General features: G+C 69.0%; 26 protein-coding genes. 7 read left to right on the top strand and 19 right to left on the bottom strand.

The genetic code is table 11. The features are described from left to right. Positions 1 to 10: 10 nt before the first annotated feature. The 14 genes from LRA98_RS07670 to LRA98_RS07605 form a co-directional block, all read right to left on the bottom strand. Positions 11 to 373, bottom strand: a complete 363-nt coding sequence (locus tag LRA98_RS07670) for a response regulator (RefSeq protein ID WP_011814954.1) — start codon at positions 371 to 373, stop codon at positions 11 to 13. 26 nt (positions 374 to 399) lie between these two features. Then, positions 400 to 693, bottom strand: a complete 294-nt coding sequence (locus LRA98_RS07665) for an STAS domain-containing protein (RefSeq protein WP_201172833.1) — start codon at positions 691 to 693, stop codon at positions 400 to 402. Positions 694 to 810: 117 nt separating this feature from the next. Beyond that, a complete protein-coding gene (locus LRA98_RS07660) occupies positions 811 to 1,164 on the bottom strand; it encodes an Hpt domain-containing protein (protein WP_238633507.1) in 354 nt (117 codons plus the stop codon). A gap of 17 nt (positions 1,165 to 1,181) precedes the next feature. Then, complete coding sequence (locus LRA98_RS07655) at positions 1,182 to 1,751, bottom strand: isochorismatase family protein (RefSeq protein WP_201242330.1); 570 nt, start codon at positions 1,749 to 1,751, stop codon at positions 1,182 to 1,184. Then, a complete protein-coding gene (locus LRA98_RS07650; RefSeq protein ID WP_274519899.1) occupies positions 1,748 to 2,287 on the bottom strand; it encodes a Slp family lipoprotein in 540 nt (179 codons plus the stop codon). The genes LRA98_RS07655 and LRA98_RS07650 overlap by 4 nt, the downstream gene beginning before the upstream one ends. Next, entirely contained in the window at positions 2,287 to 2,862 is a 576-nt protein-coding gene (locus tag LRA98_RS07645; RefSeq protein WP_238633505.1) for a Slp family lipoprotein, read from the bottom strand. Before LRA98_RS07645 ends, LRA98_RS07650 begins: the two co-directional genes overlap by 1 nt. A gap of 48 nt (positions 2,863 to 2,910) precedes the next feature. Further along, a complete protein-coding gene (locus tag LRA98_RS07640) occupies positions 2,911 to 3,831 on the bottom strand; it encodes a metal ABC transporter permease (protein ID WP_238633504.1) in 921 nt (306 codons plus the stop codon). Next, positions 3,831 to 4,649, bottom strand: a complete 819-nt coding sequence (locus tag LRA98_RS07635; protein WP_238633503.1) for a metal ABC transporter ATP-binding protein — start codon at positions 4,647 to 4,649, stop codon at positions 3,831 to 3,833. The genes LRA98_RS07640 and LRA98_RS07635 overlap by 1 nt, the downstream gene beginning before the upstream one ends. Before the next feature lie 11 nt (positions 4,650 to 4,660). Further along, on the bottom strand, positions 4,661 to 5,623 hold the full coding sequence (locus LRA98_RS07630) for a metal ABC transporter solute-binding protein, Zn/Mn family (protein ID WP_238633502.1): 963 nt from the start codon (positions 5,621 to 5,623) through the stop codon (positions 4,661 to 4,663). A gap of 217 nt (positions 5,624 to 5,840) precedes the next feature. Beyond that, complete coding sequence (gene pgi / locus LRA98_RS07625; protein WP_238633501.1) at positions 5,841 to 7,436, bottom strand: glucose-6-phosphate isomerase; 1,596 nt, start codon at positions 7,434 to 7,436, stop codon at positions 5,841 to 5,843. A gap of 82 nt (positions 7,437 to 7,518) precedes the next feature. Beyond that, entirely contained in the window at positions 7,519 to 8,862 is a 1,344-nt protein-coding gene (locus LRA98_RS07620) for a UDP-glucose dehydrogenase family protein (protein WP_238633500.1), read from the bottom strand. A 30-nt stretch (positions 8,863 to 8,892) separates the two neighbouring features. Next, on the bottom strand, positions 8,893 to 9,903 hold the full coding sequence (locus tag LRA98_RS07615) for an SDR family NAD(P)-dependent oxidoreductase (protein WP_201242323.1): 1,011 nt from the start codon (positions 9,901 to 9,903) through the stop codon (positions 8,893 to 8,895). 86 nt (positions 9,904 to 9,989) lie between these two features. Beyond that, positions 9,990 to 10,610, bottom strand: a complete 621-nt coding sequence (locus LRA98_RS07610; RefSeq protein WP_238633538.1) for a class I SAM-dependent methyltransferase — start codon at positions 10,608 to 10,610, stop codon at positions 9,990 to 9,992. A gap of 88 nt (positions 10,611 to 10,698) precedes the next feature. Next, a complete protein-coding gene (locus LRA98_RS07605) occupies positions 10,699 to 11,151 on the bottom strand; it encodes a hypothetical protein (protein ID WP_238633499.1) in 453 nt (150 codons plus the stop codon). A 185-nt stretch (positions 11,152 to 11,336) separates the two neighbouring features. On the opposite strand from LRA98_RS07605, the gene LRA98_RS07600 reads away from it, so the two are divergent. Then, positions 11,337 to 11,861: a hypothetical protein gene (locus LRA98_RS07600; RefSeq protein ID WP_238633498.1), complete on the top strand. Its 525-nt coding sequence runs from the start codon at positions 11,337 to 11,339 to the stop codon at positions 11,859 to 11,861. Between the two features lie 167 nt (positions 11,862 to 12,028). On the opposite strand, the gene ssb is transcribed toward LRA98_RS07600, so the two are convergent. Beyond that, positions 12,029 to 12,511 (bottom strand): single-stranded DNA-binding protein, encoded by a 483-nt coding sequence (gene ssb / locus LRA98_RS07595; protein WP_201172894.1) that lies wholly within the window; start codon positions 12,509 to 12,511, stop codon positions 12,029 to 12,031. Positions 12,512 to 12,742: 231 nt separating this feature from the next. Here ssb and uvrA point away from each other — a divergent pair, with 231 nt between their 5' ends. After that, positions 12,743 to 15,565, top strand: a complete 2,823-nt coding sequence (gene uvrA / locus LRA98_RS07590) for an excinuclease ABC subunit UvrA (RefSeq protein ID WP_238633497.1) — start codon at positions 12,743 to 12,745, stop codon at positions 15,563 to 15,565. Between the two features lie 10 nt (positions 15,566 to 15,575). On the opposite strand, the gene LRA98_RS07585 is transcribed toward uvrA, so the two are convergent. From LRA98_RS07585 to LRA98_RS07575, 3 genes are read right to left on the bottom strand one after another with little or no spacing between them, the layout of a single operon-like run. Further along, positions 15,576 to 17,849, bottom strand: coding sequence for a heavy metal translocating P-type ATPase (locus tag LRA98_RS07585; protein ID WP_238633496.1), 2,274 nt, complete (start codon positions 17,847 to 17,849; stop codon positions 15,576 to 15,578). A gap of 30 nt (positions 17,850 to 17,879) precedes the next feature. Further along, the gene (locus LRA98_RS07580; protein ID WP_011814972.1) at positions 17,880 to 18,092 is read right to left on the bottom strand and encodes a heavy-metal-associated domain-containing protein; all 213 of its coding nucleotides are present in this window, start codon (positions 18,090 to 18,092) and stop codon (positions 17,880 to 17,882) included. After that, a complete protein-coding gene (locus LRA98_RS07575) occupies positions 18,067 to 18,957 on the bottom strand; it encodes an ion transporter (protein WP_238633495.1) in 891 nt (296 codons plus the stop codon). Before LRA98_RS07575 ends, LRA98_RS07580 begins: the two co-directional genes overlap by 26 nt. Positions 18,958 to 19,052: 95 nt before the next feature. On the opposite strand from LRA98_RS07575, the gene LRA98_RS07570 reads away from it, so the two are divergent. Beyond that, complete coding sequence (locus LRA98_RS07570; RefSeq protein WP_201172908.1) at positions 19,053 to 19,523, top strand: Hsp20/alpha crystallin family protein; 471 nt, start codon at positions 19,053 to 19,055, stop codon at positions 19,521 to 19,523. A gap of 125 nt (positions 19,524 to 19,648) precedes the next feature. Next, complete coding sequence (locus tag LRA98_RS07565; RefSeq protein WP_201172910.1) at positions 19,649 to 20,014, top strand: hypothetical protein; 366 nt, start codon at positions 19,649 to 19,651, stop codon at positions 20,012 to 20,014. A 21-nt stretch (positions 20,015 to 20,035) separates the two neighbouring features. On the opposite strand, the gene LRA98_RS07560 is transcribed toward LRA98_RS07565, so the two are convergent. Further along, the gene (locus LRA98_RS07560) at positions 20,036 to 20,482 is read right to left on the bottom strand and encodes a universal stress protein (protein ID WP_238633494.1); all 447 of its coding nucleotides are present in this window, start codon (positions 20,480 to 20,482) and stop codon (positions 20,036 to 20,038) included. Between the two features lie 95 nt (positions 20,483 to 20,577). Here LRA98_RS07560 and LRA98_RS07555 point away from each other — a divergent pair, with 95 nt between their 5' ends. The 3 genes from LRA98_RS07555 to LRA98_RS07545 form a co-directional block, all read left to right on the top strand. Next, positions 20,578 to 22,353: a carbon starvation CstA family protein gene (locus tag LRA98_RS07555; protein WP_238633493.1), complete on the top strand. Its 1,776-nt coding sequence runs from the start codon at positions 20,578 to 20,580 to the stop codon at positions 22,351 to 22,353. After that, a complete protein-coding gene (locus LRA98_RS07550) occupies positions 22,350 to 22,628 on the top strand; it encodes a cory-CC-star protein (RefSeq protein ID WP_238633492.1) in 279 nt (92 codons plus the stop codon). The genes LRA98_RS07555 and LRA98_RS07550 overlap by 4 nt, the downstream gene beginning before the upstream one ends. Before the next feature lie 25 nt (positions 22,629 to 22,653). After that, positions 22,654 to 23,589, top strand: a 936-nt coding sequence (locus LRA98_RS07545) for an ArsA family ATPase (RefSeq protein WP_238633491.1), incomplete at its 3' end; no start/stop codon positions are given.

The raw sequence follows: 23,589 nt of genomic DNA, 5'->3' as shown, positions 1-23,589 counted from the left end.
GCGCCTTCCGTCAGCGCACCACCTTCTTGATCGTGTTCACCAGCTGGTCCGGATCGAAGGGCTTGACCAGCCAGCCGGTGGCCCCGGCCGCTTTGCCCTCCTGCTTCTTTTCCGGTGCCGACTCGGTGGTCAGCAGCAGGATCGGCGTAAACTTGAAGGCAGGCAGCCCGCGGAGTTCACGGACCAGTGTGATGCCGTCCATCTTCGGCATGTTCACGTCCGTGATCACCAGGTCGAAGCCGCCCGCCTTGGCCTTGGTCAATGCGTCCGTGCCGTCCACCGCTTCGGTGACCTCGTAGCCCTGCTGCTTGAGGGTGTAGGTCACCATCTGCCGCATGGAGGCGGAATCATCGACCGCCAGGATCTTCGCCATCGTCTCGTTCCCTTAGTCTGTCGGGGTTAGCGGGCTGCGCCGCCGGGCCCGAGTTCATCGGTCAGGCCGAGATCGGCGGCAGCCTCGGTGACCGGGGCCGGCGCCCCCCCGCCCTGCCACGACCAGCCGGCGCGGCTCGCCGCCGCCCGTGCGAAGGCAGCGAGCAGCTGAACGCCGGCGGCGTCAACCTGCTGCAGCCGTGCACCATCCAGTGCCACGGGCTGCCCGGATGACAGCGCGTCGGCCAGGGTCTCTTTGAGGGTCGCCGCCACGGTGATATCGAGCTGTTCGCCCAGATCGATGTGCTGGTGGGCCGCCATGATGTCCCTACGCGTTTGCCGGTTGTCCGTTGAGATTGCCCGTCATCATCGTTAACGGCAAGAGGCGGCATTAACTTGAGTGGCATACCTCACCGCCACAGCGCCACACGCGGGGGATCAGGAGGTGCGCGCGCGCCGCGCGTCGATGGCGGCCTCGAGCCGCTCGGCGGCCCGCTCGAGTTCGGGCAGACAGTCCCGGGCCGTTTGCAGATCGCCGGTGCGCGCGGCATCGTCGAGGCGACGGGCGCACTCCCGCGCCTCCACCGCACGCACACTGGCCAGGGCCCCCTTGATGGGGTGGGAGACGGCGTGCACGGCCGGCGCATCGCCCCGGTCCAGGGCTTCGCGCAGGGCCGTCAGCCGGTTCGGAAGGTCCTCGCGCATGCGCTCGAGCAGCATGTCCGCCAGCTGCTCATCGCGACCGAGATTGTCGAGCAACTCTTCCAGGTCGATGACGGGGTGATCGGACATGGGCCGGCTCCTCTGCTTCAAGATCGGGCGGCGGGCTGCCAGCCTTCGCGCAGCCGCGGTAACAGCCGCCGGAATGCCTCGGTGCCGGCGCATTGCAGCCACTCGAAGGCCACCATCTCAGCCCCCGCCACCACCACACCGGCCTGGCGCATGCGGGCCAGGGCGAGCTCGCGATCCGCGGGCCGGCGCGAGCCGACCGCCTCGGCGACGGCGAAGACCTGGTGACCGGATTGTTGCAAACCCAGTGCCGTCTGCAGGACGCAGACGTGGGCCTCCGTGCCGGCGATGACCACCTGCTCCGGCAGGCGGATACCGGCGGCTTCGGGGTCGCGGGTCCAGGCGAAGTGCATCTTGGTATGACGCCGGGACGCCGGCACCGAGCGGGCGAGCGCCGCAACGGTCGGGCCGAGGCGTTCCGGATACTGCTCGGTCGCGTGGACGGGCTGGCCGAGCTCGTGGGCGACCCCCGCCAGCCAGTCCGCGGCGGCGACCACCTGCTCGCCGCCATCGATGGCCGGCAGCAAACGCTCCTGGAGATCGATCAGCAACAGAGCGCTGCGCGCCGGGTCGATCAGCGTATCCGTCATCGCGAGAACATCACTCCCACACCAAAGCGAACCTGCGGCTGGCTCCTGGTGGCCGTCGCCGGTGGCCAGAGGTGGACGTCCTCGGTGGCGACCACCGGATAGGTCAACGCCTGCTCACCCACCCGTCCGGTGCGTAGGGCATCCACCGCACCGCGCACCGTGATCAACCGCCCGGGGCGGTAGTCGGCGCTCTCCAGGAAGCCCGGGTAATCCACTAGGAAACGGCCCTGCGGGGAGGCCGAAGTCCGCGGGCGCTGGGTGCGATCCAGCGGATACGCCACCACCTCCAGTCGGGTCGTCTCTTCCAAGTGTTCCACCTGGAGGATACGCCCTGCCCAGAGGACCTGGCTACCGATGACTGCCTCGCCGGCGGCAGCGGCCTCGCGCGCGGTCAGATCGGCCATCAGGTCATCATTACGCTCGAAGGGCGCCCCGGTGGCGCAGCCAAAAAGGGCTACGCCTGCCACCACCGCCAGCAGAAGCCAGCGCGCCGCGCGGGCAGGGGACCGTCCCAGGGAAAGCGCCACGGCAACCATCACCAGTACGGCCGCCGATAGGGCCCGTAGTAGTAGGGATACCCCGGATGGCGGTACCAGGGATCGCCATACCAGGGGTCGTACCACGGATCGTAGCGATAGGAGCGCGGCGTGGTGCGCTTGGGATCGGCCGGCTCCTGCCAGAGGTGATGGGCTTGGACCGCTACCACCGGGTAGGTGTAAGCGTACTCCCCGATGGCCCCCTTCACGGTCCCATCCAGGGAACCGGAGACGGTGAACTGCCGGCCGGGCGCGTAGAGGGTCGGCTCAAGAAAGCCGTCCACCCGCGCCAGGAACCGCCCCTCTGTGCGGTCGGCATCGCGCGGCTCGCCGCCGCGGCGCAGGGGACGCTCGACGATCTCCAGCCAGGTGGCGTCGGCCTCGTTGCGCACCTCGACGATCTCCCCGCCCCAGCGCACCCGCTCGCCGTCGTGGGCGCTGGCGCCATCCGCACGCACCTGGGCTAGGGAGGGGGCTTCGTCCGGAGCAGTGCGTACCGGGTCGGGCACAGTGCCCGCACACCCTAGCAACAGCCCGGCCGCCACCACCGGCAAAAGGATTCGGATGGACACCACGGCCACCTCCCTGGGAAAGGGCTTGTCCCCCCTTAGTATACAAAGCCGCTAGCCGGCAGCCAGCGCCCGCCAGCGGCGCACCCACCGCGGCAGCAGGCCGTGACGGGGGGCAACCAGCAGCGCCACCAGGAACAGCGTTGCGGAAACCAGCACCATCGCCCCGCCCGAGGCGACGTCGAAGTGGTAGGCCAGATAGAGCCCCACGACCGCGGCAGTGACACCACAGAACGCGGCCAGGACGATCATGCGGGTCAGCCGGTCGGTGAGCAGGTAGGCGGTCGCCCCCGGCGTGATGAGCATGGCCACCACGAGGATGATGCCCACCGTCTCCAGGCTGGCGACGATGGTCAGGGTCAGGAGCAGGATCAGGCCGTAGTGGATCACGGCCGTATTCATGCCCAACGCCCGGGCGTGGATCTCGTCGAAGGTGTAGGCGAACAGCGCCTTGTAACCTAAGGCCACGGCCAGCAGCGCGATCACACCGGCGCCCAGGGTGAGCAGCAGCGCCGCGCGGTCCACACCCAGCACGTTGCCGAAGAGCACGTGCATCAGGTGGGTGGAGGTGGCCACCTGGCTGATGATCACCACCCCCAAGGCAAACGCCGCCGTGAACATGATGCCGATGGCGGTATCGGACTTCAGGCGGGTGGTCCGCTCGATGAAGCCGATCCCCAGCGAGGTCAGCGCGCCGGCCAGGAAGGCGCCGATGAAGAACGGCCAGCCGAGCAGGTAGGCGATGGCCACCCCGGGCAGCACCGCATGGGAGATGGCATCCCCGAGCAGGGCCCAGCGCTTGAGGACCACGAAGCAGGAGAGCACCCCGCAGACCAGCCCGACGGCGATGGCGGTGAGCAGGGCGCGCTGCATGAACTGATAGCTGAACGGCTCGGCCAGCGGCTCGGGCAGCAGACCCACAACGGCCATCAGTCCAGCCAGCAGGAAGTCGATCACGGCCTCCGCCCACGCCATCAGTCCGCCTCCTGAAGCCCACGGGCGAAGAGCGGATCGGCGGCACGCAGAAGCGAGCGCTCGTCGGTCATGACCTCTTCCGGAGGCCCCGAGGCAATCACCGAACGATTGAACAGCACCAGCCGATCGGCGTGGCGCCGCGCCCCGGCGATGTCGTGGGTAACCAGTACCACGGTTCGACCGGCGGCACGCAGATCGCGCAGCACCTCGAAGATCAGTGCCTCGCTGGAACGGTCGACCCCAACCAGCGGCTCATCGAGGAGCAACAGCCGCGCCTGCTGCGCCAGGGCACGCGCGAGCAGCACGCGCTTCTTCTGCCCCCCGGAGAGTTCGCTGATGTGCCGGTCGGCCAGCTCCGCCATGGCCGTCGCCGACAGCGCCTCGGCCACCGCCTCGTGGTGCTCCGCCCCAAGCAACCGCCGCGGCAGCCAGCGCTGCACGCCGGAGCGGCGCAGACTCGGGTAGCGGGCCGAGAAGATCACGTCACGCACCGAAGCGGGGAAGTCCCAGTCGAGGGTCTCGTGCTGCGGCATGTAGGCCACGTCCCCGGCACCGCGCGCCTGACCGGGCGCCCGACCGCCGATGCGGATGCGCCCGCAGCGCGGCCGGATCAGGCCCATGATCAGCTTGAGCAGCGTGGACTTGCCGGCACCGTTGGGGCCAACGAGGGCCACCAGCTCACCGGCGGGAATGCGCAGATGGGCATCCGCCACTGCATCCACGCCGTGATAACCGGCACAAAGCGCCTCGGCCTCGATGGCGGCGACGCCTTCACCACGCCCCGCCCCCGCCGCTGGTCTACCCGCGTGATCCGCCAAACCGCCCCGCCCTACTCCGTCAGCGCGCGGACGATGGTCGTCGCGTTGTGGCGCATCAGCTGCAGGTAGCTGGCGGCCGGACCACCCGGTCCGCTGAGCGAATCGACGTAAAGGGGACCAGCGATCTCGGTGCCGGTCTCGTCGGCCACCGATCGGACGTGGCGATCCGAGATGGTGCTCTCCCAGAACACCGCTGCCGGCTGCCACTCGCAGACCCGGTCGATGACCCGCATGATCTGCCGGGGCGACCCCTCCTGCTCGGCGTTGGTGCCCCAGATCCCATCGTGCTCGAAGCCAAAGGCGTCGGCGAAATACGGGAAGGCCGCCTCGCTGGTGACCAGGAAGCGCCGCCCCTCGGGGACGGCCTCGAGGCGCTCCTTGAGCTCCTCGTAGAGCGCCTCCAGCTCGTCCCGGTAAGCGGCCGCATTGTCGCGGTAGACGTTCTTGCCCTCGGGGTCGAGCTCGATCAGGGCGTCGCGGATGGCATCCACATAGCCCTCGACGGCGCGCGGATCCATCCACAGATGCGGATCCGGATCGCCCTCAAAGTCGCCGGTACGGATCGGCAGGGTCGCATGACCAGAGCGCTCGGCCACGGCAATAACCGGCACGCCATCCCCGGCAGTGGCACGCACCTGGCGCATCCACTGCTCCAAGTCGTAGCCGTTGTAGAAGACCAAGTCGGCCCGCTCAAGATCCCGGAAGTTGCTCGGCTGCAGCTCCCACTCATGAACCTCGGCGTCCACCGGGGTGAGGCTGCTGACCGTCACCCGCTCCCCACCGACCTGCTCAACCAGGTCCGCTAAAATGGTAAAGGTGGCAGCCACACGCAGCTGCTCCGCGGCCGCGGCGCTCCATGGGATCAGCACCAAAGCGGCGGCTAGCCCCAGCAACCCGTGCCTAGCGCGGGCCACCCGCCAGCCACGCCTGCCCCCAGGCGTAACCGGCCCCTTCGGCTTGTCGATGTCTTTCATGCTGGTCAGTTTCCCTGCTGCGATCGCCCACGTCCAGCCACCCGCGCCGACGCCCGTGGCAGCCACAGCACGACTGATTGGCCGCCGGGCGGCGCGCACTGCGGGCGATCCGGCTACGGAGCGCGGTTGCGGGCTTCATGGCTACACCTTTGAACGCTTCTAATCTTTGATTCTTACTTTAGAAGCGCTCAAAAGAGATGTCAACACGCCCGCAGGGCTACGCCCCGGTACCCGGCGACCCGGCCCAGCGCAGCGCAAGACGGGTGGCGGCATCCGCCTCCGCAGGCGGTGGCGCCTCGCCGCGGGCAGCCGGTGCCAACTCCTTGGCCACACGCTTACCGAGTTCGACCCCCCACTGGTCGAACGGGTTGATCCCCCAGACGCTCGCCTGGACAAAGACCCGGTGCTCGTGCAGCGCGAGCAACCGCCCCAGCGTAAAGGCATCGAGCCGACGGAAGAGGACCAGCGTGACCGGTCGATTGCCCTCATAGCGGTGATGTTCGGCCTCCGGCCCTTCTCCCCGAGGGGCCTGCCCCTGGCACAGCGCCTGGACTTGCCCCAGGGCACTGGCCAGGTTCAGCCCGGCGTGGCGCCCGGGCAGCCCGCTCTCCTCCACCGGGACCAGAAACTCGGCGATCACCCGGCCGGTGCCCTGGTGCAGCCACTGGAAGAAGGAGTGCTGCCCGTTGATGCCCACCTCGCCCCAGCAACTGGTGCCGGTGGGGTAATCGACCGGCTGCCCGTCCCGCGTGACCGACTTGCCGAGGCTTTCCATATCCAGCTGCTGCAAATAGGCGGGCAACCGGCGCAGCCCCGGATGGTAGGGCAGCACCACATGCCCGGTGGCGCCGCGCAGGCTGATCTGCCAGACCCCGAGGAGCCCCAACAGCAGCGGGATGTTCCGCGCCGCCGGCGCACTGCGAAAGTGCTCGTCCATGGCGCGCATGCCGCGGCGCAACTCGTTGAAGCGTTCCATGCCGATGACCGCCGCCAGTGGCAACCCCATGGCCGACGGTAGCGAGTAGCGCCCGCCGACCCACTCCCAGATCCGGAAACGGCGCTCGGCGGGGATGCCGAACTCGGCCATGGCGGTATCGCTGGCCGAGATGCCGACGAACTGCTCAGGCACCGGACGCCCGGCCTCGGCTTCCAGCCACGCCCAGGCGGTCCGGGCGTTGGTCAGTGTCTCCAGGGTGGAGAAAGACTTGGAAGCGACACAGAAGAGGGTCTCAGCCGGATCGATACGCTCCCAGACAGCCGCCAGCTCGCGGCCATCGACCCCGGAGACGGTATGCAGCCGCAGCGGCTCGTCGCCATCGGCCAGGGCCTGGTGGGCCATGGTCACTCCGGCCTCGGAACCGCCGATCCCGATATTCACCACATGGCGCAGCGGCCGGCCGTCGTAGCCACAGATCCCGCCCCCGCGCAGCGCCTCAACGAAGGCGCCCATGCGCCTCAGCTCCTCGTGGACCGCCGGGATCACGTCCTCGCCGCCCACCCTCACGCAGGCGTCGGGACTGCTGCGCAGCGCCGTGTGCAGGGCCGGCCGACCCTCCGACTCGTTGACCGTCTCTCCCGAGAACAGCGCCTCGATGCGCTGGGGCAGCCCGCGCTCCTCGGCCAGGCGCAGCAGCCGCTCCCAGGTGGCATCGGTGAGCGGGTGGCGCGAAAGGTCCACACGCAGATCGTCGTGGTCCAAGCAGTACCGCCCGGCGCGTCCCGGATCGGTCTCAAGGAGCGCACCAGCGTGCCCGGCATCATCCTGGTCAAGCAACTCTTGCCAGACCGGAGAGTGCGTCAGCGCGGTCGTCATGCACGGTTCATCCTCTATCGCCTCACACACCCTCGGTCATCGAGGCAGCCGCCGCCGGTTTCAAGCCCCGCGGCACCCCCGCCTAGAGGGGGCGGCGGATGCTCTCGCCCCGCCCCACACCGTAGTAGGTAAAGCCGAGGGCCTCCATCATCGATGGCGGGTAGACGTTACGCCCGTCGAACACCACCGGTTGGCGCAGGGCATCGCGGATACGTTCGAAATCAGGGCTGCGGAAGACCTGCCACTCGGTGCAGACGATCAGCGCATCGGCGTCCTCCACGGCATCGTAGAGGTTGTCGCAGAGTTCCAGGTCCCGGCGGTTGCCGTAGACGCGCTCGGCCTCATCCATCGCTTCGGGGTCGTAGGCCTGCACCCGCGCGCCGGCTTCCCAGAGCGCCTCCATGACCACACGGCTGGGGGCCTCGCGCATGTCGTCGGTATTCGGCTTGAATGCCAGCCCCCAGAGACCGAAGGTACGCCCGGCAAGATCTTCCCCGAAGTGGGCGTGCAGCCGACGCACCAGCAACCGCTTCTGCCGGTCGTTGACGTTCTCCACCGCCTCAAGCAGCTCGGGCCGGTAGTCGTACTCGTGGGCGGTGTGTGTCAGTGCCTTGACATCCTTGGGGAAACAGGAGCCGCCGTAGCCACACCCCGGGTAGATGAAGTGGTAGCCGATCCGCGGATCGGAGCCCATCCCCACCCGAACCTGCTCGATGTCGGCCCCCAGGCGCTCGGCCAGGCTGGAGAGCTCGTTCATGAAGCTGATCTTGGTCGCCAGCATCGCGTTGGAGGCGTACTTGGTCAGCTCCGCGGCGCGCACATCCATGGTCAGCAGCCGGTCGTGGTTGCGGTTGAACGGGGCGTAGAGGGCCTTCATCAACTCGCCGGTGCGCGGATTGTCGGTGCCCACGATGATGCGGTCCGGCTTGACGAAGTCGTCGATGGCCGCCCCCTCTTTGAGGAACTCCGGGTTGGAGACGACGTCGTACTCGAGCTGCTCCCCACGGGCAGCGAGCTCCTCGCCCAGGGCAGCGCGCACCCGGTCCGCCGTGCCCACCGGCACGGTGGATTTGTTGACCACCACGCGGTAGTCGTTCATGTGCTGACCGATGCTGCGGGCCACGGCGAGCACATGCTGCAGATCCGCCGAGCCGTCCTCGTCCGGCGGCGTGCCCACGGCGATAAACTGGAACAGCCCGTGGTGAACCCCCTCGGCGGCGTCGGTGGTAAAGCGCAGCCGGCCCTCCTCCTGGTTGAAGGAGAGCATCTCGTCGAGTCCCGGCTCGTAGATGGGAACCTCGCCGCTCCGAAGCTGCGCCACCCGTTCCGCGTCGATATCAACACAGACGACATCGTTGCCGGCATCGGCGAAACAGGTCCCGGTAACCAGACCCACGTAGCCGCTGCCGAAGATCGTGACCTTCATGATTCACTCCACTCCATGAGGGGCCTGCTCTCAGACCCCGTAAAACGCTCGATACCAGGCCACAAACCGCGGCAGCCCCTGCTCGAGTTCCGTGCGGGGCTGCCACCCCGTGGCGGCGGTCAGATCGTCGATCTCAGCACACGTCGCGGCCACGTCCCCCGGCTGCATGGGCAGCTCCCGGCGCTCCGCCCGGCACCCGCAGGCCTGCTCGAGCACCGCGATGAAATCCTCGAGGGCCACCGGCCGGTGATTGCCGATATTGTAGACCCGGTAGGGGGCATTGCTGCGCGCCGGGTCCGGAGCATCGGTGGAGAATGCCGGGTCCGGCTCCGGCAGGGTGTCCATCACGCGCAGGACGCCGTCGACAATGTCGTCGATGTAGGTAAAGTCACGGCGCATGCGCCCGTAGTTGTAGACCTCAATAGGCTCCCCGGCGAGGATCGCCCGTGTGAACTTGAAGGGCGCCATGTCCGGGCGCCCCCAAGGGCCGTAGACGGTGAAGAAGCGCAGGCCGGTCACCGGCAGGCGATAGAGGTGCGCATACGTGTGCGCCATCAGCTCGTTGGACTTCTTCGTGGCCGCATAGAGCGAAACTGGATGGTCCACGTTGTCGTGGACCGAGAACGGCATGCGCGTATTGGCGCCGTAAACCGAACTCGACGAGGCGTAGACCAGGTGCCCGGCGTCGTGGTGGCGACAGCCCTCGAGGATGTTGCCGAAGCCCACCAGGTTGCTGTCCAGATAGGCGCGCGGATTGTCCAGCGAGTAGCGCACCCCGGCCTGAGCGGCCAGATGGATGACGCGATCGAAACGCCCCTCGCGGAAGAGCGCGTCGATACCCGCGGCATCGGCGAGATCGACGCGGGCGAAGTAGAAGTCCCCGCCGCAGCGGCGCAGCTCGTCGAGGCGCGCCTGCTTGAGGGTGACGTCGTAGTAGTCGCAGAGGTTGTCGATGCCGACGACCTGATGGCCCGCCTCGATCAGCTGCCGGGCCACATGCATGCCGATGAAACCGGCCACGCCGGTGACGAGGATTCGCACGGGTATCCTTCCTCTCGCGCAGATGGACCGGGGATCAAACGGGACCTAGCGTACCCGACGCCCCATGCGCCGTACAGGGCGGTGGCTCAGGTACCCGACGCGTCGCGCCCCGGCCGGGCCAGCACCAAACAGGAGGCGCGCCCGCCGTGCTCGGCGAGGGTTTCGAAGCGCTCCAGCTCGAGGCCAGCGGCCCGGAGCTGGGCCCGGAACGGCTCCTCATAAGTCACGCGCCCGAAATCGATGCTGGTCAGGCGCCTGAGCATGGGCTTGAGGCGCTCGAGCCACGGAGCACGCCGCCGCTGGATGGTCTGGGTGAACACCAGGCGTCCTCCCGGACGCAGGAGCTTGCAGCCGTGGCGCAGGGCCCGCTCCGGCTCCGGCAGGAGCATGAAGCTGGCCGAGAAGTAGACCGCGTCGTAGGGCCCGCCATGATGGTCGTAGACGGACTCGTGGCGAAGCGTGACCCGATCGGCAACCGCGGAGGCGACAACCCGACGGCGGGCCCGCTCGATGTAGTCGCCGTCGATATCGACCCCGGTCACCCGCAGATCCCGCTCGCGCAACTGCCCGGCGTTGGCCAGCAAGGCGCCTGCCGTCCCGACGCCGACATCCAACACATGCGCCCCCGCCGGCAGCTGCTCAAGCACCGCAGCGTACCAGCGGGCGGTAAGCCGGAGGATCAGGGCGTCGTAAACGGCACTGCGGATGCCTCGCATGGGGGCCTCACGGGTGGCGGCTGACTGCTGCGGGCCGGCGAGCGCCCGTCCCGGACCGCCGCGCCGACCGCCCGGGATCCTACCAGATCCGCCACTCGCCCTGATCCGTCCGCACCAGTTCCAGCTCGTCCTTGTGCTCCATGGTGCTGCCCGGCTCCACCTGGCCGGCCTGGCGCAGGGCGAACCCCCACAGCGAGAGGACCATCTCCAGGCTGTCCAGCGGCGTATCGGTACTGAAGGCCCGGTCGCCGAAGGCCCCGGGATCGCGCAACAAATCGACACCATCCTCGGTGATGGCCACCTCCTTGCGCACGCGGATCAGGTAGGAGCCGTCATCGCGCTCGTGGGTGGAGACCAGCTCGAAGTCCACCAACTCGAAGACCTTCACGTCGCCGAGGTAGAGCTCGGAGTCGTCCTCGAACAGCAGCTCGCGAACCTCCTGCTCGGTGGGGCCGGACTGGCCGCGCTCGCAACCGGCGACCAGCAGCGCTAGGACCAGGATCAAAACGGACCAGCGAATGCACCGCTTCATGCTCATCTCCTCCAGAGGAACCCAAACCCGTACCGATGCGTGATCGCCCAGGATCGCACCGGCGACGCGCATCCGACAGCCGAGCCAAAGGCGCACGGCTCGCCGCCACCCCCTAGCGTAGTGGCATACTGGCCCGGCCCGCGGGACGGAACCCCGCCGGCCAACCCGAGCCGCCAGGAGCGAGGATGGAACACCTGCACCCCGAGGAGCTGATCCGGACCGGTTCGCGCATCGTGGAGCGGCTGCGCCAGCGTAGCGTCTGCGTCCCCATCCCGGAGCGGGCCATGGCGCGCACGGTCACCGGGGTCCGGGACCCCAGCCTACGCCACCTGGCCCTGCGCATCCGCGAAGGTGGGCGCATCGTGGTCAGCGGCGAGAAAAGGAAGGGGGTGTGGATCCCCTTCTCGGTGACCTTCATCGCCGTGGCGCCACCGCCGGGGACCGCCGGTCCCTGCGTAGAGCTGCACCTCGAGCGCACCACGCCCTTCTTCGCTGCCCCCTTCGTCCTGAAGGCGCTCGGCCGCATGCCCGAGATGGAGATCATCGGCGCCCGGGCCCGCGTGCACATCCACCGGTGGCTCGATCAGCAGGAGTGGTCCGGCCCGCTGCCCACAGGCGTCTTCAACCGGGTCTGTGTCACGGAGGTACGCACGGACGCCGCGAAGCGCCAGCTGCTGGTCACCTTGTCCCTGACGGAATCCGGCCAGTAAGCGGGGCCTGCACCGCACGCCCGGCAACGCGGACGAGAGAACCCGGGGCTGTCAAGCAAGACCGTTGTTGACGCTCGAAAGCGGGGTAGGCAGAGGCGGAGCGCCCGCACGATGCGGACGCTCCAGCCTTGGGATCAGCCTTCTTTACAAGGCCTTGCAGGTTCGTTTTAAAACGGGATGTCGTCGTCGAAATCCGCCGGCGCCTCCTGCATGCCGCCGCCGCTACCGCCGCTGCCGCCGCCGGCATCCCCCGCTGGGGCCTGCGCCGGGCGCTGCTCGCCGCCGCCCATCGGGGCACCACCACCGCCGCTTCGGCTGTCGAGCATCTGCATCTCGTTGGCGACGATCTCCGTGGTGTAGCGGTCCTGGCCATTCTGATCCTGCCACTTGCGCGTCTGCAGGCGCCCCTCGATATAGACCTTGCTGCCCTTGCGCAGATACTCGCCGGCGATCTCGCCAAGCCGGTTGAACATGACCACGCGATGCCACTCGGTGCGCTCCTGCTGCTCACCGGTCTGACGGTCGCGCCAGGTATCCGAGGTTGCCAGGGCGAGATTGGCCACCGCGCTACCCGACGCGGTATATCGAACCTCGGGGTCCCTCCCCAGGTTGCCGATCAAGATGACCTTGTTGACACCTCTGCTGGCCATGGCCGTGCTCCTCCAAAAAAAAAATGCTTTACTGAACAGTGGGATCGAGAACCGCTGGGCGGTCGGGCGAGCAGGGTGCACACCCTCCCTGTGCGTCACCCCGCAGGTGGCCTCAATGTAAAGGTTTTGCCGGCGCGGCGAAACCGACCCCCCTTGGCACCGGCAACCTGACAGGATGCCGGCGGCGCGATACCGTAGAGGGTTAGCCCGCTATCCCGCGTCGAGAGCAGCATGGACCATATCCGCATCCGCGGCGCCCGCACCCACAACCTCGATAACCTGGATATCGACATCCCGCGCAACCGCCTGGTGGTGATCACCGGGCCCTCGGGTTCCGGGAAGTCGTCGCTCGCCTTCGACACCCTGTACGCCGAAGGGCAACGGCGCTACGTCGAGTCCCTCTCGGCCTATGCGCGGCAGTTCCTGTCGATGATGGACAAGCCCGACGTGGACCACATCGAGGGTCTCTCCCCGGCGATCTCCGTGGAGCAGAAGTCGGCGTCCCACAACCCCCGTTCCACGGTGGGCACCGTCACCGAGATCCACGACTACCTGCGCCTGCTCTTCGCCCGCGCCGGCACCCCCTACTGCCCCGAGCACCAGGTGGCGCTGGAGGCGAGCAGCGTCTCGGAGATGGTCGATCGCATCCTCGCCGAGCCCGCGGGCACCAAGATGATGCTGCTCGCCCCGGCAGCCGACTGGCACCCGGACGAACAGCAGCGCACGCTGGAACAGCTGCGCAGCCAGGGCTACATCCGCGTGCGGATCGACGGCCGGGTCGTCGAGCTCGACCCGCTACCCCAGCTCGATGGGGACTGCAAGCACGACATCGAGGCGGTGATCGACCGCTTCCGCGTGCGCGACGACCTGGCCGGGCGGCTGGCCGACTCCATCGAGACGGCGCTTCGCATCGGCGAAGGCGTCGTACGGGCCGCCTGGATGGACGCGCCCGAGCGCGAGCCGCTGGCCTTCTCCGCGCAGCCGGCCTGCCCGCAGTGCGGCCACGCGGTGGAGCCGCTGGAGCCGCGCATGTTCTCGTTCAACAACCCGGAAGGCGCCTGCCCGACCTGCGACGGCCTGGGGACACAGCACTTCTTCGACCCGGAGCGCGTGGTCAGCCGCCCCCAGCTCACGCCCGCCGAAGGAGCGATCCGCGGCTGGGACCGGCGCAACCTCTACTACTTCGCCATCCTGGAGGGGCTGGCCGCGCACTACGGATTCAGCCTCGAGACCCCGTGGGCCGAACTGCCGGAGCCGACCCGGGACTGCATCCTCTACGGCTCGGGGGACGAGCCGATCACCTTCCGCTACCCCGGCCGCAACGGCCACACGGAGCGCGTCCACCCCTTCGAAGGTGTCATCCCCAACCTGGAGCGACGCTTCCGCGAGGCCGACTCCGCCACGGTGCGAGAAGAGCTGGGCCGCTTCATGGCGCAACGCACCTGCCCGGAGTGCCGCGGCGGACGGCTCAACAAGCGCGCCCGGAACGTGCGGGTGGAGGGCCACAACCTGCCAGAGATCGCGGCGCTGCCGATCCATGTTGCCCGCGAGCGTGCGCGGACCCTGGAGCCGGAGGGCGCCCGCGGGGCCATCGCCCGGCCAATCCTCGAGGAGATCCGGCAGCGTCTCGGGTTCCTGGAGGATGTGGGGCTGGGCTACCTGACCCTCGACCGGGCGGCGGAAACGCTATCCGGCGGGGAGGCCCAGCGCATCCGCTTGGCCAGCCAGATCGGCGCCGGCCTGGTGGGAGTGCTCTACGTCCTCGACGAACCCTCCATCGGGCTCCACCCCCGTGACCACGGCAGGCTACTCGACACCCTGCGCCGGCTCCGCGATCTGGGCAACAGCGTCATCGTGGTCGAGCACGAGCAGGATGCCATGCGCGCCGCCGATCACATCATCGACATGGGGCCCGGAGCGGGCGTCCACGGTGGCACGGTCGTGGCCGCGGGCCCGCCACAGGCGGTCGCCGAGCACCCGGATTCGGTCACCGGTGCCTTCCTCAGCGGCCGGCGCAGCATCCCGCTGCCGCAGCGCCGGCGACCGCCGGAGGACGAACGCTGGGTGCGGATCACCGGCGCCCGCGGCCACAACCTGCAGGACGTGAGCGCCGAAATCCCCGTGGGCCTGCTGACCTGCGTAGCCGGGGTGTCCGGTTCCGGCAAGTCGACGCTGATCAACGACACCCTCTACCGCAGCGCCGCCCGCGATCTCAACGGCGCCCAGACCAGCCCTGCGGAGCACGACGGCCTCCAAGGGCTTGAGCACTTCGAGAAGGTGGTGGATATCGACCAGAGCCCCATCGGCCGGACACCGCGCTCCAATCCGGCGACCTACACCGGGGTCTTCGGCCCGGTGCGCGAGCTCTTCGCGGCCACGCCCGAGGCACGGGCCCGTGGCTACAAGCCGGGGCGCTTCTCGTTCAACGTCCAGGGCGGGCGCTGCGAGGCGTGCCAGGGTGAGGGCGTGGTGCGCGTCGAGATGCACCTGCTGCCGGATCTCTACGTAGCCTGCGATAGTTGCCACGGTACCCGCTTCAATCGCGAGACCCTGGAGATCCGCTACCGCGGCTACACCATCCACGAGGTCCTGGAGATGACCGTGGACCAGGCCCACGACTTCTTCGAGGCGGTCCCCGGCATCCGGCGCAAGCTTGAAACCCTGCGCGAGGTGGGCCTGGGCTACCTGCGCCTGGGGCAGAGCGCGACGACCCTCTCCGGCGGCGAGGCGCAGCGCGTGAAGCTGGCCCGGGAGCTCTCCCGGCGCGAGCACGGCCGCAACCTCTACATCCTCGACGAGCCGACCACCGGGCTGCACTTCGCCGACGTGGAGCAGCTGCTGGCGGTGCTCCAGCGCCTTTGCGACCACGGCAACACAGTGGTGGTGGTCGAGCACGACCTGGACATCATGCGCTGCGCGGACTGGATCATCGACCTCGGCCCGGAGGGGGGCGACGGCGGCGGGCAGGTCTTGGCGGCCGGCCCGCCGGAGACCGTCGCCACCGCAGAGGCATCCCACACCGCCGCCTACCTGGGCCCGCTGCTCGGCGGCTGAGCGGCCCGGCTCAGCGCCCCGGCGCCGGCGCCGGCTCCAGCCCTCCGCCGGGCAGCACCGTCCGGCGCAACCGCAGACTGTTGGTCACCACCAGCAGGCTCGAGAGGCTCATCGCCCCGGCGGCCATCATCGGCGAGAGGAGCACACCGAAGAACGGGTACAGCGCCCCCGCGGCCACCGGCATCAGGGTCACGTTGTAGACGAAAGCCCAGAACAGGTTCTGCCGGATGGTCCGGAAGGTCTGACGGGCCAGTCCCAGACCGCGCGCCACGCTGCGCGGATCGCCGGCCATGATCACCACGTCGCCGGCCTCGATGGCCACGTCGGTGCCCGTGCCCACGGCCACCCCCACGTCCGCCCGCGCCAGGGCCGGCGCGTCGTTGATGCCGTCACCGACGAAGGCCACGTGCCGCCCCTCGGCCTGTAGATCCCGGATCGCCGTCTCCTTGTCCGCTGGCAGCACCTCGGCGCGCACCTCGCGGATGCCCAGCTCGGCGGCCACCGCCTCGGCGGTGGCGCGGTCATCGCCGGTGAGCATCACCGTGCGCAGCCCCAGCCCCTGCAGGGCCGCCACGGCGTCCACCGCGCCATCTTTGATCGGGTCGGAGACCGCCACCAGACCGGCGACGCGACGGTCGACGGCGACGTACATCGGCGTCCGCCCACGCCGGGCCAGGGCGTCGGCCTCCGCCGCCTGATCCGGCTCGATGTCCGCGCCCAGCTGCTCCATATAGCGCCGCGCGCCGACGGCCACATCGGTGCCGGCGACCCGACCGCGGATACCGAAGCCGGCCACGGCCTCGACCTGCTCGGCGGCCGGTACCGCCAGCCCCCGCTCCTGCGCGGCCGCCACCACGGCCACACCCAACGGGTGCTCGCTGTGCGCCTCCACGGCAGCGGCCTGCGCCAGGACCTCGTCGTACTGCCAGTCGCCGCCGGGCACCAGCTCCGTCAGGGCGGGACGCCCCTCGGTCAGGGTCCCGGTCTTGTCCAGGACCACGGTGTCGATCCCCGCCGAGGCCTGGAAGGCAGCCCCCCGGCGGAAGAGGATGCCCTGCTCGGCCCCCCGCCCGGTGCCCACCATGATGGCCATGGGCGTGGCCAGACCCATGGCGCAGGGGCAGGCGATCAGCAGGACCGCCGCGGCCACGACCAGGGCGTGATCGATACCGAACCCCAGCATGGTCCACAGCACCACCGCGCCCAGTGCCAGGAAGATGGCCCCCCAGACGACCACCCCGGCCACCCGGTCCACCAGGGACTGGATGGGCGGCTTGGAGGCCTGGGCCCCCTCGACCATGCGCACGATCTGGCCAAGGACGGTGTCGCCCCCGACCCGGGTGGCCCGGAAGGCAAATGCGCCGCTGCCGTTGATGGTGCCGCCGATGACCTCGTCCCCGGCGCCCCGGGCCGTCGGCACCGGCTCGCCGGTGACCATGGACTCGTCGACGTAACTCGAGCCCTCGATGACCTCGCCGTCCACCGGCACCCGTTCGCCGGGGCGCACCAGCACCCGCTCGCCGGGCTGCACCTCCTCCACCGGGACCTCGCGAACCGCGCCATCGCGCTCCACCCGGGCCGTCGGGGCCTGCAGGGCCATCAACCGCTGAATAGCCTGGGAGGCCCGCCCGCGGCTCTTGAGTTCGAGGTAGCGCCCGACGAGAACCAGCGTGATGATCACGCCGATCGCCTCGAAATAGACGCCGCGGGCCTCCTCGGGAAACAGCCCGGGGGCAACCAACACCGCGGTGGAGTAGCACCACGCCGCCGAGGTACCGAGCATCACCAGGGTATTCATCTCGGGGGCCAGCCGGCGCAGTGCGGGCAAGCCGTGGCTGAAGAAACGCCGCCCCGCCCAGGCCAACACCGGCGTGGCCAGCGCCCACTCGACCCACAGCCAGGCCCGATCCGGCGCCAGTGCCGCCATGGCATCCGCCAGGGCCGGCCAAAGCATCGGGCCCATGGCCACCAGGACCAGCGGGACGGTCAGTGCAGCGGCCAAAACCAGATCACGCCACAGACCGCTCAGCTCCCGATCGCGACCCGCAGCGGCGGCCTCGTCACTCTTCCGCGGCGAGGCCCGAAACCCGCCCCGGGTCAGGGCCTCAGCGATCGTAGCGGGACTCACACGGGCCGGATCGTAGGCGATGCTGGCCCGTTCGGTGGCAAGGCTGACGGAGGCTTCGCTGACCCCCGGCAGACGCTGGGCAATGCGCTCCACCCGCGCCACGCACGAGGCGCAGGACATGCCCTCAACGCTCAGTTCAACGCGCGCCTCGGCCAATCAGCCTCCTCGCGCCCGAATATCGGGACGCTAATCGTCGGTCACCATACCGGTAAAGCCCAGCTCTTCCAGGCGCTGGGCGACCATCGCCGGATCGGGACGCCCTTCCACGGCGGCCTCGTCGTCCTCAGCGCTGACGCTGACCACCCGCTCGACCCCGGGCAGGCTCTCCAGAGCCTCGCGCACCGAGGCCTCGCAATGGGCACAACTCATGCCCTCAATCCGGATTCTGACCGTTTCCATGACTCGCTCCGTCTGCTTGGACCCGTTGCTCCAGCCTATCGACTTTCGCGTGCAACTCGCGCAGGTGGCGGAGCATCTCCTCGCGCTCGTCGTGCGCTTTCTGCTCCGTGGCCACCCGTTTCTCTTCCTCTTCTTCCCAGTGCAGGGACTGCATGCTATTGACGATGATACCGATGAAAAGGTTCAGAACGGTAAACGCTGAAACCAAGATGAAGGTCACGAAGTAGAACCAGGCCCCGGTGTGCTCCTCCATGACGGGCCGCGCGATGGCCTCCGACCAGCTTTCCAGCGTCATCACCTGGAACAGCGTGTACATGCTCGCGCCGATGCTGCCGAACCAGTCCGGGAAGGTGTCGCCGTAGAGTTCGGTGCCCATCACGGCGAAGACGTAGTAAACCAGCCCGAGCAGCGCACCGATCCAGCCGATGCCCGGCAGCGCGCGCAGCAGCGACTCGACGATCACCCGCAGCCGCGATACCTGAGAGAGCAGGCGCAGCAGGCGCAGGATGCGCAGCGCGCGGAGCACCGTGTAGGCGCCGGCGTCGGGCACCAGAGAGATGGCCACGATACCGAAATCGAACAGGTTCCAGGGCCCGCGGAAGAAGCGCGGCCCCCACGCGACGACCCGCAGCGTGATCTCCACGACGAAGAAGGCGAGGATGATCTCGTTGATCAGCGGGATGGCGCCGCGGCTCCAGGCCACCAGGTCGTCGGAGGTCTCCAGCCCCAGAGTGACACCGTTGATGCAGATCACGGCAATGACCGTGTTCTGGAAAAGCGGCGCCTCGACCAGCGCCTGCAGGCGCGCGTGCCATTTCCGGAGCGGGGAGCGCGCCCCCGGCTCGCGGCCACTTGAAAAAGCCAAACCCGCCTCCATCCTTACTGTTACGGACGGGGACGCCGCCCACCGGGCCCCGCTCCGAAGAACCCCCCAGTATAACCAGACAGGAGGTGATGCGTATGGCCATCATGCGTTACGACCCCTGGAGCACGCTGCGCGACCTGCAGAGCGACCTGGACCGGATCTTTGCACCGGGCTCGGCTCGCCCAGGCGCCATGGCGCAAGCCGGCGACGACAACGGCGAGACCGCCAGCAACTGGCTGCCAGCCGTGGATATCCACGAGGATGAGCAGAACTACGTGGTCCACGTGGACCTGCCCGGCGTCTCCCCCGAGGAGATCGAGGTAGCCATGGACAACGGCATGCTGACCATCAAGGGCCAGCGCGAGTCCGAGGAGAGGGAGAGCGGCGCCAACTGGAAGCGCATGGAGCGGGTCCGCGGCACCTTCTTCCGCCGCTTCACGCTGCCCGACAACGTGGACGCGGAAGGGATTCAGGCCCGCGCCCGCAACGGCGTCCTGGAGGTGACGGTCCCCAAGCGCCAGGAAGAGCCCGCCAAGCGCATCCAAGTCCAAGCCGACGACGGGTAACCTCCGGCGCGCCGACCACTCCACCGGCCGCGGCCCCGCCGCGGCTTTTTTCGTGCCGGACCGCGCCCATCGACGGCGTCGGGCGGGGGTTCCCCGACGGCGTGGCGCATCGCATACTGCCAAGGATGAAGGATCGAAGCTGGACAACGGCGATCGGCCTCGGATCGCTGCTGCTCGCCGCCCTGATGGCGGGCGGCTGCACCGGCTACGGGCAACCACCCGCCGCGGAGCAGGCCGAGCCGCGGCCGGATTACAGCGATCCCCGCCAGTGGCCCGGCGGATATCAGATGGACCCGGACGCCGGCGACCGCCAGGCCCGGGAGGAGATGCGTGCGACGGGCACCGAGATGCGCAACCTGGGCCGCGACGCTGAACTCGAGGCCGGCTTCCGCGAACTCCAGCAGGGCATCCGCCAAGAGCAGTCGGAGATCCTCGGCACCTTCCCGGAGATCTACGGCCGCGACGCCTGGCGGCGCTTCCCGCAGCGCTAGGCCCGGGGCGCTGCGAACCTTCTAGGCGTCACGCCCGTGGGGGACCACCACCACCGGGCAGGTCGCGTGCTGAAGCACCTGGTGGCTCACCGAGCCGAGCAGCAGCCCGGCAAAGCCGCCGTGGCCCCGACTGCCCACCACGAACAGCTCGGCATCCTGCCCCGCCTGGTCGAGCAGCGTGCCGACGATCCCATGGCGCTCGGCGTGCACCACCTCCTTACGGACCTCGACGCCCTCGGGGACCTCGCCGACCCCGTTGACCGCCCGATCGAGGATCGCCTGCGCTTCCGCCTCCAACTCCGAGGCGGCGGGGGCAACCAGGACGCCGAGATCGGAATCCAGGTAGCGCCGGTCGATGACGTAGACCGCGCGTACCGGGCACCGGCGCAGCGCCGCCTCATTGACGGCCCAGTTCAGGGCACGCTGCGCGCCTGTGGAGCCGTCCATGCCAACCACTATCGAACTCATAAGTCCCCCTTGGGTCGTGCAGGCTGTTTTTCGGCGTACCGTGTGAATTATAGTCCGTTAACCACCGGCACAGACTACGGGGAAAGGAAGGCGAAATGAATGCCATCTGGCTTGCGGTTGCCGTTGTCGCCCTCTACATCTTCGGTTGGCTCTGGTACTCGCGATTCCTGGCGGAGCGGATTTACCGCCTGGATCCGCGTTTCACCACCCCCGCCCACCGCTACCGGGACGGCGTCGACTTCGTCCCCACCAACAAGTGGGTGCTCTGGGGGCACCACTTCACCTCGGTCGCTGGCGCCGCGCCCATCGTCGGGCCGGCCATCGCCATGTACTGGGGCTGGGGGCCGGCACTGGCCTGGGTGGCCCTGGGGACCGTCTTCGCCGCCGGCGTGCACGACTTCGGCGCCCTGGTGCTGTCCAACCGCCACCGCGGTCAGTCGGTGGGCACCATGGCCAACCGCCTTATCGGCCGCCGCGCCAAGCTCCTGTTCCTGTTCATCATCCTGATCCTCATCCTGATGGTGAACGCGGTCTTCGCCTGGGTGATCGCCAACCTGTTCATCAGCAACCCGGCGGCCGTCCTGCCCGTGGTCCTGCAGGTGCCGGTGGCGATCTGGATCGGCTACATGGTCCTGCGCCGCGGCGGCAGCCTGCTGGTGCCGTCGCTGATCGCACTGGTGATCATGTACGGAACGGCGATCCTCACCACGCACTACGAGTTCCTGCAGATCGACCTGGTGCGCTGGTTCGGCGGCGAGGGCGAGACCACAGCCCTGTTCGGGCTGGAGGCCACGCCGGCGAGCTTCCTGGTGTGGATCCTGGTCCTGCTGGCCTACGTCTACTTCGCCAGCACCCTGCCGGTTTGGAAGCTCCTGCAGCCGCGGGACTACATCAACGCTCAGCAGCTGGTCGTCGGCCTGGGCATCCTCTACCTCGGCCTGTTCGTGATGCAGCCCGCGGTCACGGCCCCGGCCTACAACACCGAGGCGACCACCTCCTGGTTCCCGCTGCTGTTCATCACCATCGCCTGCGGCGCCATCTCCGGCTTCCACGGCCTGGTGGCCTCGGGGACGTCCTCGAAGCAGCTGGACAAGGAGACCGATGCCCGCACCGTGGGCTACCTGGGGGCGCTCGGCGAAGGCACCCTGGCGCTGATCACCATCATCGCGGTGGCCACGCTGTTCGCCAGCACCGCCGAGTTCACCGACAGCTACTCGAGCTTCGCCGCCGCCGGCCAGGCCGGGGTCGGCAACTTCGTCGAGGGGGCTTCGCAGCTGGCCGGCGGCATCGGCATCCCCTCCGACGTGGCGGCCACCATCGTCGCCCTGATCATCGTCTGCTTCGCCGCCACCACGCTGGACTCGGCGGTGCGCCTGCTGCGCTATATCATCGGCGAGCTGGGCACCGAGTACCGCATCCCCAACCTCACCCGCCGTCACGTGGCCACCTCGCTGGCCGTGGGCCTGACCGCCTTCCTGGTGCTGGTCCCCGACGGCGGCGAGGGGCTGGGCTCCGGGGGGTATCTGCTCTGGCCGCTGTTCGGGACCTCCAACCAGCTGCTGGCCGGGATCACCCTGATGCTGATCTCGCTGTGGCTCTACCGGAAGGGCCGCAGCCCCATCCCGACGCTGATCCCGATGATCTTCCTGCTGGCGATGACCATCTGGGCGATGACCGAGCAGGTGGTCCTGGAGTGGTCCGGGCTGCGCGAGGCGGATGCCGAGTGGCTGCTCTTCGGCCTGGGCGCGGTAATCCTGGGCTTCGCCATCTGGATCCTGCTCGAGGCGGTGCGGCTGTTCCGCAGCCGTGACGAACTCGAGGCGCTGCGGGACCCGGCCGACGAAGAGCCGGAGCGCGAGGGGCGGTCATGAGCGCCACGGACGGCTCCTGGCGGGAACGGCTTCAGCAGCTGCTGCGCGGCTACGATCAGTCGCTGCGCCTCGGCCACGACGCCGAGGCCAAGCGGGAGCTGCAAGACCAGGAGGACCTGATCCTGCTGATGCTCTTCGGGGAGGCCATGGGCCTCCCCAACCCGGCCTCCTACTACACCCTGGAGCTCTACCCGGCACTGATCGAGTCTTACCACGAGTGGCACCAGCGCATGGGGATGGATCACTCGCCGCTGGACCACATCCGGTGCTGCTGAACGACGAACCGCGGGAGGCCAAGCGGTGATCAGCGAACCGATCCTGTTCTTCTCCGGCAAGGGCGGCGTGGGCAAGACCACCACGGCGGCCGCCCATGCACTGGCCGCGGCGGACAGCGGGCAACGGGTCCTGCTGGTCTCCACCGACCCGGCCCACAACCTGGGCGACGCCTTCGGCCGCCCCCTCGGCGGGGAGCCCACCCGCGTGGCCGGGAACCTCGATGCCATCGAGATCGACCCGGATGCCGAGTGCGCCCGCTACATCGAGCAGGTCAAGCAGAACATCCGGGCCACGGTCCGCTCGACCATGATCGAGGAGGCGGAACGGCAGATCGACATGGCCGGCCGCGCCCCCGGGGCGTACGAGGCGGCCCTGTTCGACCGCATGGTGGGGATCCTGCTGGACGAGGCGCACCCGGGCGAGGCGCAGGGCTACGATCAAGTGGTCTTCGACACCGCACCCACGGGGCACACCATCCGGCTACTGACCCTGCCGGAGCTCATGGGCGCCTGGGTAGACGGCCTGCTGCGCCGGCGCACGGAGCACAACCGCGAGCGCTCGCAGTGGCTCGGCGATGGCGAGGTGCCCGAGGATCCGCTCTACGATCTGCTCAGCGAGCGGCGCCGGCGGATCGCGGCGGTCCGCGATCTGATGCTGGATCCGGCCATGACGGCCTTCGTCTTCGTCCTCACCCCGGAACACCTGCCGGTGGAGGAGACGCGGCGCGCGCTGGCGGAACTCGACAGCCACCGCTTGCGGGTGGGGGCGCTGGTGATCAACAAGGTGCTGCCGGAGGAGGCCGACGGCACCTTCGTCGCCCGCCGCCGCGAGGCCGAGGCGGAGCACCTGGCGGCGATCGAGCAGCACTTTGCCGATCGGCGGCGCTACTACGTGCCGCTTCGCGCCGCCGACGTGCGCGACCTGGACGACCTCCGTGCCGTTGCCGGGCATCTGCGGGAC

It is taken from the genome of Halorhodospira sp. M38 (assembly GCF_022227985.1).
Classification (GTDB): domain Bacteria; phylum Pseudomonadota; class Gammaproteobacteria; order Nitrococcales; family Halorhodospiraceae; genus Halorhodospira; species Halorhodospira halophila_A.
This window is presented reverse-complemented; position numbering and strand designations above follow the sequence as displayed.

Bases quoted from the DNA above. Each gene is read 5' to 3' on its own strand.
- LRA98_RS07670 (WP_011814954.1), bottom strand. From the start codon at position 373: ATGGCGAAGATCCTGGCGGTCGATGATTCCGCCTCCATGCGGCAGATG.
- LRA98_RS07665 (WP_201172833.1), bottom strand. From the start codon at position 693: ATGGCGGCCCACCAGCACATCGATCTGGGCGAACAGCTCGATATCACC.
- LRA98_RS07660 (WP_238633507.1), bottom strand. From the start codon at position 1,164: ATGTCCGATCACCCCGTCATCGACCTGGAAGAGTTGCTCGACAATCTC.
- LRA98_RS07655 (WP_201242330.1), bottom strand. From the start codon at position 1,751: ATGACGGATACGCTGATCGACCCGGCGCGCAGCGCTCTGTTGCTGATC.
- LRA98_RS07650 (WP_274519899.1), bottom strand. From the start codon at position 2,287: ATGGTTGCCGTGGCGCTTTCCCTGGGACGGTCCCCTGCCCGCGCGGCG.
- LRA98_RS07640 (WP_238633504.1), bottom strand. From the start codon at position 3,831: ATGGCGTGGGCGGAGGCCGTGATCGACTTCCTGCTGGCTGGACTGATG.
- LRA98_RS07630 (WP_238633502.1), bottom strand. From the start codon at position 5,623: ATGAAAGACATCGACAAGCCGAAGGGGCCGGTTACGCCTGGGGGCAGG.
- pgi (WP_238633501.1), bottom strand. From the start codon at position 7,436: ATGACGACCGCGCTGACGCACTCTCCGGTCTGGCAAGAGTTGCTTGAC.
- LRA98_RS07620 (WP_238633500.1), bottom strand. From the start codon at position 8,862: ATGAAGGTCACGATCTTCGGCAGCGGCTACGTGGGTCTGGTTACCGGG.
- LRA98_RS07605 (WP_238633499.1), bottom strand. From the start codon at position 11,151: ATGAAGCGGTGCATTCGCTGGTCCGTTTTGATCCTGGTCCTAGCGCTG.
- LRA98_RS07600 (WP_238633498.1), top strand. From the start codon at position 11,337: ATGGAACACCTGCACCCCGAGGAGCTGATCCGGACCGGTTCGCGCATC.
- ssb (WP_201172894.1), bottom strand. From the start codon at position 12,511: ATGGCCAGCAGAGGTGTCAACAAGGTCATCTTGATCGGCAACCTGGGG.
- uvrA (WP_238633497.1), top strand. From the start codon at position 12,743: ATGGACCATATCCGCATCCGCGGCGCCCGCACCCACAACCTCGATAAC.
- LRA98_RS07580 (WP_011814972.1), bottom strand. From the start codon at position 18,092: ATGGAAACGGTCAGAATCCGGATTGAGGGCATGAGTTGTGCCCATTGC.
- LRA98_RS07570 (WP_201172908.1), top strand. From the start codon at position 19,053: ATGGCCATCATGCGTTACGACCCCTGGAGCACGCTGCGCGACCTGCAG.
- LRA98_RS07565 (WP_201172910.1), top strand. From the start codon at position 19,649: ATGAAGGATCGAAGCTGGACAACGGCGATCGGCCTCGGATCGCTGCTG.
- LRA98_RS07560 (WP_238633494.1), bottom strand. From the start codon at position 20,482: ATGAGTTCGATAGTGGTTGGCATGGACGGCTCCACAGGCGCGCAGCGT.
- LRA98_RS07555 (WP_238633493.1), top strand. From the start codon at position 20,578: ATGAATGCCATCTGGCTTGCGGTTGCCGTTGTCGCCCTCTACATCTTC.
- LRA98_RS07550 (WP_238633492.1), top strand. From the start codon at position 22,350: ATGAGCGCCACGGACGGCTCCTGGCGGGAACGGCTTCAGCAGCTGCTG.